The organism is Sphingobium sp. GW456-12-10-14-TSB1 (assembly GCF_059424385.1).
On sequence record NZ_JBWKZI010000001.1, the window covers coordinates 238,546 to 250,433 of the forward strand.

The 11,888-nt window shown below is 63.9% G+C and carries 12 protein-coding genes; 8 read left to right on the forward strand and 4 right to left on the reverse strand.

Annotated features, from left to right (window positions below; genetic code table 11):
* Window positions 1–61: 61 nt before the first annotated feature.
* The 6 genes from AC07X9_RS01195 (at window position 62) to xth (ending at window position 6,161) form a co-directional block, all read left to right on the forward strand.
* Window positions 62–2,752 (forward strand): bifunctional [glutamine synthetase] adenylyltransferase/[glutamine synthetase]-adenylyl-L-tyrosine phosphorylase, encoded by a 2,691-nt coding sequence (locus tag AC07X9_RS01195; RefSeq protein WP_086485416.1) that lies wholly within the window; start codon window positions 62–64, stop codon window positions 2,750–2,752.
* Window positions 2,752–3,213: a thioredoxin-dependent thiol peroxidase gene (gene bcp, locus AC07X9_RS01200; protein WP_017181539.1), complete on the forward strand. Its 462-nt coding sequence runs from the start codon at window positions 2,752–2,754 to the stop codon at window positions 3,211–3,213. Before AC07X9_RS01195 ends, bcp begins: the two co-directional genes overlap by 1 nt.
* Complete coding sequence (locus AC07X9_RS01205; RefSeq protein ID WP_017181538.1) at window positions 3,210–4,010, forward strand: ferritin-like domain-containing protein; 801 nt, start codon at window positions 3,210–3,212, stop codon at window positions 4,008–4,010. The genes bcp and AC07X9_RS01205 overlap by 4 nt, the downstream gene beginning before the upstream one ends.
* Window positions 4,011–4,131: 121 nt before the next feature.
* Window positions 4,132–4,845, forward strand: coding sequence for a M23 family metallopeptidase (locus AC07X9_RS01210; RefSeq protein WP_019051600.1), 714 nt, complete (start codon window positions 4,132–4,134; stop codon window positions 4,843–4,845).
* Between the two features lie 80 nt (window positions 4,846–4,925).
* Entirely contained in the window at window positions 4,926–5,252 is a 327-nt protein-coding gene (erpA, locus tag AC07X9_RS01215; protein ID WP_017181536.1) for an iron-sulfur cluster insertion protein ErpA, read from the forward strand.
* Window positions 5,253–5,387: 135 nt separating this feature from the next.
* The gene (xth, locus tag AC07X9_RS01220) at window positions 5,388–6,161 is read left to right on the forward strand and encodes an exodeoxyribonuclease III (RefSeq protein WP_017181535.1); all 774 of its coding nucleotides are present in this window, start codon (window positions 5,388–5,390) and stop codon (window positions 6,159–6,161) included.
* 189 nt (window positions 6,162–6,350) lie between these two features.
* Here xth and AC07X9_RS01225 read toward each other — a convergent pair whose 3' ends face one another.
* The 3 genes from AC07X9_RS01225 to AC07X9_RS01235 all read right to left on the reverse strand — a co-directional run bounded on the left by AC07X9_RS01225 (window position 6,351) and on the right by AC07X9_RS01235 (window position 8,264).
* Window positions 6,351–6,686 (reverse strand): DUF8220 family protein, encoded by a 336-nt coding sequence (locus AC07X9_RS01225; protein ID WP_017181534.1) that lies wholly within the window; start codon window positions 6,684–6,686, stop codon window positions 6,351–6,353.
* 105 nt (window positions 6,687–6,791) lie between these two features.
* The gene (locus tag AC07X9_RS01230) at window positions 6,792–7,760 is read right to left on the reverse strand and encodes a diacylglycerol/lipid kinase family protein (RefSeq protein WP_017181533.1); all 969 of its coding nucleotides are present in this window, start codon (window positions 7,758–7,760) and stop codon (window positions 6,792–6,794) included.
* A gap of 9 nt (window positions 7,761–7,769) precedes the next feature.
* The gene (locus AC07X9_RS01235) at window positions 7,770–8,264 is read right to left on the reverse strand and encodes a DUF2141 domain-containing protein (RefSeq protein ID WP_017181532.1); all 495 of its coding nucleotides are present in this window, start codon (window positions 8,262–8,264) and stop codon (window positions 7,770–7,772) included.
* A gap of 128 nt (window positions 8,265–8,392) precedes the next feature.
* Between AC07X9_RS01235 and lptF the strand changes: the two genes are divergently transcribed.
* Window positions 8,393–9,604: an LPS export ABC transporter permease LptF gene (gene lptF, locus AC07X9_RS01240; RefSeq protein WP_017181531.1), complete on the forward strand. Its 1,212-nt coding sequence runs from the start codon at window positions 8,393–8,395 to the stop codon at window positions 9,602–9,604.
* Window positions 9,605–9,607: 3 nt separating this feature from the next.
* Window positions 9,608–10,708 carry an LPS export ABC transporter permease LptG gene (lptG, locus tag AC07X9_RS01245; RefSeq protein WP_017181530.1) on the forward strand — a complete coding sequence of 367 codons (1,101 nt, stop codon included), beginning with the start codon at window positions 9,608–9,610 and terminating at the stop codon, window positions 10,706–10,708.
* A 1-nt stretch (window position 10,709) separates the two neighbouring features.
* Here lptG and AC07X9_RS01250 read toward each other — a convergent pair whose 3' ends face one another.
* Window positions 10,710–11,777 carry a fatty acid desaturase family protein gene (locus tag AC07X9_RS01250; protein ID WP_017181529.1) on the reverse strand — a complete coding sequence of 356 codons (1,068 nt, stop codon included), beginning with the start codon at window positions 11,775–11,777 and terminating at the stop codon, window positions 10,710–10,712.
* Window positions 11,778–11,888 lie beyond the last annotated feature (111 nt).

The window sequence follows — 11,888 nt, forward strand, 5'->3', positions numbered from 1 at the left end:
GCATTCGTCGCAAGCCCAAGCGATAGCGCGCGACAGCAGGCCCGGCGCAAGGGGAGAGACGATGGTGACGGACTGGCCCGAAACACTCGCGCGGATACGCGGCCATTCGCCCTTTCTGACGCGCGCGCTGGATCGCTACCCTGAAGTGGCGGCGGCGCTGGCGACCGGAGACATGGACGCGGCTCTGGCTGTGGCGCAGGCGCTTGGCCAGCCGGAGGATGGCGTCGCCCGGTCCTTGCGGCGGCGGCGCACGGGGATCGCGCTGGTGACGGCGGCTGCCGATCTGTCCGGGGCATGGGGGCTGGACCGGGTGACGCGCACCCTGTCCGATTTCGCCGATACCGCCGTGGAGGAAGCGCTGGCCGCCGCCATGGCCGAACGCTATCCCGATGCCGAGCATAAAGGGTTCGTCGTGCTGGCGCTGGGCAAGCATGGCAGCCGCGAGCTGAATTATTCGTCGGATATCGACCCCATACTGCTCTACGATCCCGCCACGCTGCCGCACGGCCCGCGCGAAGATCCCGCCGATGCAGCGGTTCGGATCGGGCGGCGGATGAGCGAATTGCTGACCGCGCGCGATGGCGACGGCTATGTATTCCGGGTCGACCTGCGCCTGCGTCCCTCGCCCGAAGCGACGCCGATCGCCCTGCCGGTGGAAGCGGCGATCGGCTATTATGAATCGACCGCGCTGGGGTGGGAACAGGCGGCCTTCATCCGGTCGCGCGCGGCGGCAGGGGACATGGCGCTGGGCGACTATTTCCTGCGCCAGATTCGCCCCTTCGTCTGGCGGCGGCATCTGGATTTCAGCGCGATCGACGCGATCGTCGACATCAGCCGCCGAATTCGCGACCATTATGCGCAGGGGCAGGCGTTCGGGCCGGGATTTGACCTGAAACGGGGGCGGGGTGGCATCCGCGAGGTCGAATTTTTCGCGCAGGTTCACCAGTTGATCCATGGCGGTCGCGACCCGGCGCTGCGATCGGGCAATACGCGGCAGGCATTGGCGGCGCTGGCGCAGGCGGGGTTGATCGAGCCTGACGTCGCGGCGCGGCTGGACGAGGCTTATGTCCTGTTCCGCACCATCGAGCACCGGCTTCAGATGGTGGAGGATTTGCAGACCCACGAACTGCCCAAATCGGCGGAAGCGATGGACAATGTCGCGCGGCTCCATGGTGTGGTCGATGGCGACGCGCTGCTGGACCTGTTGCGGCCGCAGGTCGAATGGGTCGGGCAGAATTATGACCGGCTCAGCCCCGAACAGGATGACGCCTCCCTGTCGCAGGATGAGGCGCTGCTGGCCGGGCAACTGGTCGAGATGGGCTTTGCCGATCCTGAAACGGCGATGGCGCGGATCGCCCACTGGCGCGCGGGCAAGGTGCGGGCGCTGCGCAGCGGCCCATCGCGCGAAGCGCTGGAAAGCCTGCTGCCTGGCCTGATGCGCGCGCTGGCGACCGCGCCCGATCCTTCGCGCGCGCTCAACCGGCTGGACGACATGATCGGACGACTGCCCAGCGCGATCAATTTCTTCAAGCTGCTCGCCGCGCGGCCCGCGCTGGTCGCGCTGCTGGCGGAGATATTGAGTCATGCGCCGACGCTGGCCGATGCGCTGGCGCGGCGGGCGGAACTGATCGACGGCCTGATTGACGCCACGGCTTTCGACCCGCCGCCGCCGGTCGAGATATTGGCCGGGCAACTGGCCGCGCTGGAGCCGGGCGAGGATTATCAGGCCTTGCTCGACCGGGTGCGCCAGCGCGTGGGCGATCGCCGTTTCGCGCTGGGCGCGCAGATCATCCGGGGCGGCGATCCGCTGGAGGCCGGGCGCGGCTATGGCCGGGTGGCGGAGGCCGCGATCGAGGCGTTGGCGGCTGGGACGGTTGCGGAGTTCGAGGCTGCACATGGCCGGGTGCCAGGGGGCGAGATCGTCATTCTGGCGCTGGGGCGGCTGGGGGGCGGGGTGTTGACCCATGCATCGGACCTGGATGTCATCTTCCTGTTCACCGGCGATTTCCGCGCCGAATCCGACGGCCCCAAGCCTCTGGGCGCGACCCAATATTTCAACCGGTTGGCGCAGCGCATCGTCAACGCGCTGTCGGTCCATACCGCTTCCGGCCCGCTTTATGAGGTCGATACGCGGCTCCGCCCATCGGGCGCGCAGGGCCTGCTGGCGGTCAGTTTCGACAGTTTCGCCAAATATCAGCGCGAAGAGGCGTGGGCCTGGGAGCATCTGGCGCTGACGCGGGCGCGGCCGATATTCGGATCGGCCAAGGCCCGCACGGCGTTGGCCGCCATTCTGACCGAAACATTAGAAAAAGAACGCAATATCAATGATTTGGAGCGAGAGGCCGTCAAGATGCGCGGCGACATCGCAACCCATAAGCCGCCAGCGAGCGAACTGGACGTCAAATTGGTGCCGGGTGGTCTGGTTGATCTGGAATTTCTGATCCACATCAATCAATTCCGCTACGGCATGGCGTTCGACCCCGATCTGGGCAAGGCGCTGGCCATGCTGGTGGAGACGGGCCATCTGCCTGCCGATCTGATCGAGGCCCATGCGCTCATCACGCGCTATTTGATTGTGTCGAGGTTAGTGTCGCCTTCTTCGACCGAACCGCCCGAAGCGACGCGCCCGCTGGTCGCCCGCGCCTGCGGTGCTGAACATTGGGACAGGTTGCTTGAAAGCTATGCCAAGGCGCGGCAAAGCATAGCCCAAGCCTGGGCTGCGCTCGCCGCGCCCTATCAGGAGGATATGTGATGCTGGTACAAGGCGACAGCGCGCCCGACGTCGCGCTCAAGGATGCTGATGGCGCGGATTTCACCCTGGCTCGCTATCGGGGCAAGCCGGTCGTGGTCTATTTCTATCCCAAGGCGGACACGCCCGGCTGCACCAATGAGGCCAAGGATTTCACCGAACTGGCCGGCGACTTTGCCGCGCTGGGCGTGCCGGTGGTCGGCGTGTCGAAGGACAAGCCCGCCAAGCTCAAGAAATTCGCCGACAAATATGGCCTGACGGTCACATTGGCGTCGGACGAGTCGGGCGATGCCTGCGAGGCGTTCGGGACATGGCTCGAAAAGTCGCTCTATGGCCGCAAATATATGGGGATCGAGCGGGCGACCTTCCTGATCGGTGCGGACGGCGTTGTCGCGCGGGTCTGGCCCAAGGTGAAGGTCAAGGGGCATGCCGCCGAGGTGCTGGAGGCGGCGAAGGCGCTTTGACCCTGCCCGACAGTGTCGGGGCGGCGTGCCGCCATGTCCTGCTGACTGCCGATCCCCATGCCAAGGTCATGGCTGCGCGCGCCGTCGCGCGGGCGTGGCGGCTGGGACGGCTGGCGCACCGCTTCGATGGGGCGATGCCCGATCAGCCCGCGCGCCCGGACGCGCCCGTCCTGCTGCATCCTGGCCAGATGCCCCGACGCGGCAAGATGGGGTCGGCGCGATCGCGCGTCGCCATGCTCCACGCGCTGGCCCATATCGAATTTGTCGCGATCGACCTTGCGTTCGACCTGATCGGTCGTTTCGGCGATCAGTTCCCGCCGGCCTTTGTCGACCAGTGGATGCAGGTTGGTGCTGAGGAAGCGATGCATTTCGCGCTGCTCGACCGGCGGCTGCGCCAGTGCGGCAGCCATTATGGCGCGCTCCCCGCCCATGACGGGCTGTGGCAGGCGGCGGAGGAAACGGCGCACGACGTTCTCGCCCGGCTCGCCATCGTCCCGATGGTGCTGGAAGCGCGCGCCCTAGACATCACGCCAGCGACGGTCGAGCGGTTCGAAGGGGCGGGCGACTTTGTGTCGGCAAAGTCCCTGCGCCGCATCATGGCGGATGAGATTCGCCATGTCGCCGCAGGGACGACATGGTTCCTTGCGGCGACGAACCGATTGGGGCTGTCCGCCCCAAATCATTACCAAATGCTTGTGAAAAGGCATTTTCGTGGTTCGGTTAAGCCACCGTTCAACGACTCAGCGCGTCGGCAGGCCGGTTTGACGCTAGAATTCTACGCCGCGCTTGCAACATGACCGCCGATTTGCAGTCTGCCTAACAGCGGGGGCGATCCAGGTCGCCAAAAAGTAACACGGGAAGCGCCGAGGGGCATAAGCCTCCGGTGACATAGTCGGGGTCGGCATGTTTGAACGTCATATGATCAATACTCGTGGTGCGCGTTTGTTCCAATCTGCCGTAAAGGCGACAAAGATTTTCGCAGGACTCGGTATCGCGGGCGCACTCTGCGCCGCTGCATCGGCCAATGCGACGGAAACCGACGATCCCTATGGCGATGCGTCGGAAATCAACACCAGCGCCCTTGGGCCGCAGGATGTCGGTTTCTCTAACCTCTTCTCCAGCCTTCAACGCCTCGATGGCAATGCCAAGACCGCTGCCTATATCCCGTCGGGCCGCCCGGTCGAAAAACTGGCGCTGACCTCCAATTTCGGCGTCCGGTCTGATCCGTTCAATGGCAGCGCCCGGATGCACAAGGGCATCGATATTCCCGGTCCCGTCGGCACGCCGATCCACGCCACCGCCGACGGCATCGTCAACCGTGCTGGCTGGGCCAGCGGTTATGGCAATCTCGTCCAGATCTCTCATGGCAATGGCATGGAAACGCGCTACGGCCATATGTCCAAGCTGCTGGTGCCCGCCAACAGCTTCGTCAAGCGCGGCCAGATCATCGGCCTGATGGGATCGACCGGCCGCTCGACCGGCAGCCACCTTCATTATGAAGTCCGTGTTGACGGAGCCGCGATCAACCCGCTGCCCTTCGTCGCTGGCACCGACTATCTGGTGGCGATGAACAACAAGCCCCCGGTCGCCATGGGCGGCCCGACCAAGGCGCAGGAAAAGAGCATCGACTGATCGCGCTTTTATCGACTTTCGTAAAAGGCCCGGTACCCTATGGGTTGCCGGGCCTTTTGCGTCATCCTATCTAGGGTAGCATGACCGATATTGATCTCACCTCATCTGCCGCTGCTCGTGTTGCCGCGATCGCTGCCAAGCAGGGCAAGCCTGCGATCCTGCGGCTGGCGGTGGAGGGGGGCGGCTGCTCCGGCTTCCAGTATCGCTTCGGCCTGGCCGATGCGGTCGAGGCGGATGACCTGGCGGTCGAGCGCGACGGGGTGACGCTGGTGGTGGATGACGTCAGCCTGGACCTGGTGCGCGGGTCGGCGGTCGATTTCGTTTCCGACCTTGGCGGCGCGGCGTTCAAGGTGACCAATCCCAACGCCACTGCTGGCTGCGGCTGCGGCACGAGCTTCTCGGTCTGATTTCATCCATGACGTGCTCCCGCGAAGGCGGGAGTCCAGTCGAGCCATCGGAACGGGGCTGCCGCCTTCGCGGGAGCGCATTTCATGCTATGGGCGGGGCATCGACATTGGAATCGAAACGGATTGGGTTAGGTCATGCGCATCGCCACCTTCAACATCAACGGCATCAAGGCGCGCCTGCCGCGCCTGCTGGAATGGCTGGACGAAACGCGGCCTGACATTGCCTGCCTGCAGGAAATCAAGACGTCCGACGAGACCTTCCCGGCCAAGGATATAGAAGCGGCGGGCTATGGCGTCATCTGGCACGGGCAGAAGGGGTTTAACGGCGTTGCTATCCTGGCGCGCGGCGAAACCCCGGTGGAAGTGCGGCGCGGGCTGGAGGGCGAGCCGGAGGACGAGCATAGCCGCTATCTGGAAGCGGATGTGAAGGGCGTGCGCGTCGCCAGCATCTATCTGCCCAACGGGAATCCGCAGCCCGGCCCCAAATTCGATTACAAGCTGCGCTGGATGAAGCGCCTGCGCGCCCGTGCGGCGGAAATCTGGGTGGAGGAAGTGCCCGCGATTCTGGCAGGCGACTATAATGTCATCCCGCGCGACGATGATGTCTATTCGGTCAAGGCGATGGCGGACGACGCACTGATGCAGCCCGAAAGCCGCGCCGCCTATCGCCGGTTGCTGGCCGATGGCTGGACCGACGCGCTGCGCAGCCGCCATCCCGCGGGCGGGGTGTGGACCTATTGGGACTATCAGATGAACGCCTGGCCCCGCGACGCGGGCTTCCGCATCGACCATCTGCTGCTCAGCCCCGCCGCCGCCGACCGTCTGGTCGATGCGCAGGTGGACAAGGAGTTCCGCGGCAGAGAGAAGGCCAGCGACCATGCGCCGACCTGGGTGGAATTGCGGGGCTGAGGAAGGGCGGTTTGGGTGGGTAGCCGCCGTGCCCTTCCCACACCGTCATCCCCGCGAAGGCGGGGATCCATTTCCCGCCTTCGCACCGTGTTGAGAGTTTGGGAGATGGGTTCCCGCTTTCGCGGGAATGACGAAAAAGGGTGGTTAGCGGACTGGCGACTTCGCTCGCAGTTTCAGGTGGAAACAGCCTTACCGCTTTGCGCGAAACAGTTCTCTTTGCGCCTGATTGATAGAAAGCTCATCCCAATCAACCTCACGCATTGATGGCGGGAAGCTTTCTCGCCGGTCATCATAGTCGTAGAATAGCGTTCCATGTATCCCCTGCGCTTCGCTCTTCAGAATGGGGCGATCCCAAAGAGGCGAAATAACGCGGCCCGCTTCGGCATCCCCAAGACGCGCAAACACGTCCTCAATGATTGCCATGTCACTATTCCCGACAAAAATCGCACCAAATTCATCGTCAGTGGCTTGAAACAGGCTGAAGGTCGCATTGAGCGCACCGTCAATGATCTGGATGTTTTTCATGAGCTTATTATGCGGAGGGCTGTGACGAACAGCAATGCTTTCGAGCGTCCGGTTTTGAGCCGAATTGCGAAGTTGCTTAGCGTCGGCAAATGGTCGCGTCTCGCCCTAAGCCGCCAGCCGCAGGAACGGTACGGGCTGGGTCGATCGCAGCACGATCGGCTTGCCTTCCGACGCTTCGAACAGTTCGCCGTCCAGAATGACGCTGCTGTGATTGCCCTCGATCCGGATGGTGTCGCCCTGTTCCAGATGGATGCCCTGCATCTGGCTCTTGCCCACGCGCTTGAAGAGGCTTGCAAAGATCAGGCGCAGCAGGGCTGGCAAGCTCTGTTCCACCGCCATCAGCTTCATATTGCCCCGGCGGCTGTCGCCCGGCTGGACGCCGAGCAGCAGTCGTTCCAGCGTGGTGACGATCAGCACGGAGAATCGCCCGGCCAGTTGCCCGTCGCGGATCAGGGATATGCTGACCGGCTTGCTGGATGGCGGCAGGAATTTGGCGCGGATGCCGAAAATCAGGGAAACCAGCACCGCCATCGCCGTCAGGAAATGGCTGAGGCCGTTGGACAGGCCCAGCGGATAGATCTGGTTGCGGCAATAGAGCATGTAATCGGCCAGCCCCGCGCCGCCCAAAAACATGCCCAGCACCGGGCGGCTGCCGACCTGCCCGTCCGACAGGGCGATCAGTTCGCGCGCGACGACATGGTCGTCAACGCCAGCCTTGGCCAGCGCGACGATTCGTTCCAGCGCCTTGATGGGATCGCCATGGATGCCAAGGTCGAGCGCGATCAGGTTGGTCTTGCCATTGGGCAGCACGGCGATGGGCGGCACCCGGCCCTTGAAATGTTCGCCCTGGTAAAGCTCGGTCAGCGCCGCCTGCACCGTACCGTCGCCGCCATTGATGACGATGACGACGGGATCGACGCGGGCAATCGTCTGGAGCGCGCGGCCGATCTGGTCGACATGCTCCACTTCATAATGGAAGATGTCCGGGTTGCTGGCGCAATAGCTGCGAACGCGCGGCAGGGTCTGGCGGTTGCCCGTGGACTTGGGATTGGACAGGAGCGCGACGCAGACCATGGCTTTTGATCACATATATTTGAGGGTGATGGTGATTTTCGTCACGCCGGGACCGGCATAGAAAGCGGCCTTTTCGACCCCAGGCTTGCCCAGATTGAAGATGTTGATCGACGGATTGTTGGAAAAACCACCGCCGTCGCGGCTGATGTCGGTCTTGCCATTGCCATCGCGATCATGACGCACGGCGATGCCATATTTGCCCGGCTGCGGCACCGGCATGCAAAAGCGCATCGTGCCATTGGACGGGCGAACCGGAATGTCGATACGATTGAGCCATTCGCCCTTGCTCAACCAGGCGGATTTGGTGGCGGGGTAGGATTGGACGCGCACCTTGCCGGTTTCCGCCGCAAAGCCGCGCACGTCGACCAATACGGCCGGGCCGTTCCGGCTGCCGCCGCAACGTTCCAGATCGTTGGGAATGACCTGACCATGGGCCATTGCCGGGATAGCTGCGATCATCGCTGCCACCGACATCAGACCCACTGCAACTTTTACCATGACCATTAGACTCCTGGAAGCTATAGCCGCCCGATCGGGTCGGACGGCAGCCCCTGTTCGCCCCGCTATTTTCCTGATTCCAATATGGAATGGGTTTGCGGCCAAAACATGGTGATGGGACGACGACTTAGAGAATGCTGACCGCCACCGACCGTTATCTTGCCCGCCTGATCGCGGTGCCCATGCTGGGTACGCTCGTGATCGCCGCGATGCTGCTGGTGCTGGACAAGATGCTCAGCCTGTTCGATTTCGTCGCGGCGGAAGGCGGGCCGGTCAGCGTCGTGTGGCGGATGCTGGCGAACATGCTGCCCGAATATCTCTCGCTCGGCATTCCCATCGGCCTGATGCTTGGCATCCTGCTGGCCTTCCGCAAACTGGCGCTGTCGTCGGAACTGGACGTGATGCGCGGGGTCGGCCTGTCCTACGGGCGGCTGCTGCGGGTGCCGTACATGTATGCGATTGCGCTCGCGCTGCTTAATTTCGGCATTGTCGGCTTCGTCCAGCCGCTGTCCCGCCACGCCTATGAAGCGCTGCGATTCGAATTGCGGTCGGGTGCGCTGGGTGCGTCGATCAAGGTCGGCGAGTTCACCAATCTGGGCAAGCGGATGACGATGCGGATCGAACGCAGCCTGGACGGCGGGCGCAATCTGCAGGGGATTTTCGTCCGCGCGGTCAGCCGGGACGGACAATCGGTCGCGGTCACGGCGGCGCAGGGCATGTTCCTGGCGACGGACGATCCCGACACGATCATCTTCCGCCTGCGCGACGGCGTTCTGGTCAACGACGCGCCCAAATATAAGACGCCGCGAATCCTGTCCTTTTCCAGCCACGACCTGCCGATCGACCTGCCGCAGATCGAAAATTTCCGCGGGCGCGACGTCGATCGGGAAAAGACGATCCCCGAACTGATCGTCATAGGCCGCGATCCGGCCACCCCGGACAAATTGCGCAACGAAGTGCGCGCCAATTTCCACTTCCGCATGGTGGAAGTGGTGATGATGATGCTGTTGCCGCTGGCAGCGCTGGCCTTTGCGATCCCGCCCAAGCGGTCGACATCGGCGCTGGGCGTGTTCCTGTCGATCATCTTCATCGTGACCTATCACAAGGTCAACCAATATGGCGAAAGCGTGGGCGCGCTGGGCAAGGTCGACCCGATCATCGCGCTATGGGGACCATTTCTGCTGACGGCGGGCCTGATCTTCTGGATGTATCATGTCATCGCGCACCGCCCCGGCGGGCAGCCGATCGGCGCGCTGGAAGTCGCCTTTGCCAAGGTGGGCAAGCAGATCGTGCGCCTGTTGCGGCTGGGCCGTCGACGCCCGCCCGCGGCGGAAGGAGCCGCCTGACCCATGCAATTTGCTTTCTTCCCCTCGCGCCAGATCAGCTGGTACATGGCGCGCCTGTTCCTTACGCGGACGCTGGCGGTGCTGGCGCTGCTGGTGCTGGTGCTACAGACGCTCGACCTTCTGGGCCAGTCAGGCGACATCCTTGCCTATCCCGGCAATGGCGACGCGCAATTGTGGCATTATGTCGGCCTGCGCGTGCCGCAGATCGTGGCGCGCTTCCTGCCTTTTTCGGTGCTGCTCGGTACGCTGGTGATGCTGGCGACGCTGAACCAGAATAGCGAAATCATCTCGATGAAGGCGGCGGGCCTGTCCGCGCACCAGATATTGGCCCCGCTTGTGGTGTCCGCGCTGGGCGTTGCGATCATCAGCTATGCCTTCAACGACCGGATCGTCGCCCGGTCCACCGCGGCGCTCAGTGCCTGGCAAGCGGTCGATTACGGCCCGATCCCGCGCGATAGCGGGGTCAAAAGCAATCCCTGGGTGCGCGACGGCAATAATCTGGTCAACGCCGCCATCGTCGCCGGGCGCGGTACGCAGGTGCAGTTGCGCAAGGTCGAGATTTTCAACCGCATCAACAACAGCCTGACGACCATCATCCAGGCGCCGCGCGGCCATTATGACGCGGCGGACAAGAGCTGGGTGCTGGAAGAGGCGCGCCAGTTCGACGTGGCGCGCGGCACCGTGACCAATGTCGGCACGGTGCGTTTTGGCCGCGACATTCGCCCCGACCAGTTCACCCTGGCCAAGGTCGATCCCGATGCCCTGACCTTCAGCCAGCTTCAGGCCGCGATTTCCGACCTGCATGATGCCGGGCGACCCACGGCGGAGTTGGAGGCCAATTTGTGGCACAAGCTGTCCGGCCCGCTTTCGGCCCTGCTGATGCCGATATTGGGGTCGGTCGCGGCGTTCGGGCTGGCGCGATCGGGCCAGTTGTTCGTGCGCGCAGTGATGGGCATGGCGCTGGGCTTTGCCTATTTCGTCGCCGACAATTTCTCGCTCGCGATGGGTAGCCTGGGCGCTTATCCGCCGTTTCTGGCGGCCTGGGCGCCCTTCCTGCTGTTCCTGCTGGTCGGTGAGACTGTGCTGTTCAGGACGGAAGAATAGCCTAGCGCGCCACCATGGTGCTGCGGGCGATCTTGCCGACCAGCGGCATCATCCCGCGATAATTGCCGCGATGATAGGGCGATTGCGGGTCCAGCGTCGCCACCAGCTTGCGGTGCGCGGCGGCCAGATTGTGATAGGGCACGCTGGGCAGCAGGTGGTGCAACGCATGATAGCGCAGGCCGACCGGCGCCCATAGCGCAGGCAGGCTGCCGGGCGGGGGCACATTGACCGAATCGAGATATTGCGCCGTCACGGTCATCGGTTCGCCTTCATTCTCCCACAAATGCGCGACTAGAGTGCGCAGCTGGTTGATGACGGTCATCGCCGAATGGACGGCCATATAGACCAGCAACGGCTTCCACCCGACCACGAACACGCTGCCGACCAGCGCCAGCGCGAACAGGGACGCGCCAGCCTCCTGCCACGCCCACATGCGGGCGAAGGCCCCTTCGGGCTTGCGGCGGCGATAGGCCGGATTGATCGACAGCGCGGACAGTTCACCGATCATCTTCGCGCGGAGCGGCGGGATGATAAGGGACAATGGCGTCAGCACAGCAAAGCGCAGGATAAGGCCGATAGGCGCCAGCGCGGCGACGAGGATGAACAGCGGCAGCGACCAGGGCTTCATGAGCGCGAGCGGCAGATATTCCGGATCTTCCGCCGTGCCATAGCGGGTGCGGGCGTGATGCTGGGTATGGACGCCTTCATACATGAAGGACGGGATCATCAGCGGAATGCCCACGATCAGGTTCCACGCGGCGCGGAAACCGGGCAGCGCGCCGGCGCGGATATGGGTGAGTTCGTGGATGAAGCTGGCCGCCCGATACAGCGCCAGCATCGCAATCACCGCGCAGGCTATGGCCAGCGGCACGCTGTCGATCAGGATAGCACCCGCCAGCGCACCCCAGCCGATCAGCGCGGACGCCAGCATGTCGGGCCAGTAGATGCGCGGATTGGCGGTGGACAGGTCGCGCGTCAGGTCGGCCGCCGCACGCAGCATCGCCACGTCATCGGGAATGGTCACACGGGCGCGCTGCGCGGCGGCAAGGATGGGATCATGCACAGTCATGGCAGGCGTCCTAATCTCCAAATGCGCTGACATCGTGGCAGCACGATGACATTATCCGCCCAATAGCGGGCTGGCGGCGGGCTGTGATTGACAATCCGCAAACAAGCGGCG

Excerpts from the sequence above, each read along its gene's own strand:
- lptG (WP_017181530.1), top strand. The coding sequence starts at position 9,608 with ATGCAATTTGCTTTCTTCCCCTCGCGCCAGATCAGCTGGTACATGGCG.
- AC07X9_RS01195 (WP_086485416.1), top strand. The coding sequence starts at position 62 with ATGGTGACGGACTGGCCCGAAACACTCGCGCGGATACGCGGCCATTCG.
- bcp (WP_017181539.1), top strand. The coding sequence starts at position 2,752 with ATGCTGGTACAAGGCGACAGCGCGCCCGACGTCGCGCTCAAGGATGCT.
- AC07X9_RS01225 (WP_017181534.1), bottom strand. The coding sequence starts at position 6,686 with ATGAAAAACATCCAGATCATTGACGGTGCGCTCAATGCGACCTTCAGC.
- AC07X9_RS01230 (WP_017181533.1), bottom strand. The coding sequence starts at position 7,760 with ATGGTCTGCGTCGCGCTCCTGTCCAATCCCAAGTCCACGGGCAACCGC.
- AC07X9_RS01235 (WP_017181532.1), bottom strand. The coding sequence starts at position 8,264 with ATGGTCATGGTAAAAGTTGCAGTGGGTCTGATGTCGGTGGCAGCGATG.
- xth (WP_017181535.1), top strand. The coding sequence starts at position 5,388 with ATGCGCATCGCCACCTTCAACATCAACGGCATCAAGGCGCGCCTGCCG.
- lptF (WP_017181531.1), top strand. The coding sequence starts at position 8,393 with ATGCTGACCGCCACCGACCGTTATCTTGCCCGCCTGATCGCGGTGCCC.
- erpA (WP_017181536.1), top strand. The coding sequence starts at position 4,926 with ATGACCGATATTGATCTCACCTCATCTGCCGCTGCTCGTGTTGCCGCG.
- AC07X9_RS01210 (WP_019051600.1), top strand. The coding sequence starts at position 4,132 with ATGATCAATACTCGTGGTGCGCGTTTGTTCCAATCTGCCGTAAAGGCG.
- AC07X9_RS01250 (WP_017181529.1), bottom strand. The coding sequence starts at position 11,777 with ATGACTGTGCATGATCCCATCCTTGCCGCCGCGCAGCGCGCCCGTGTG.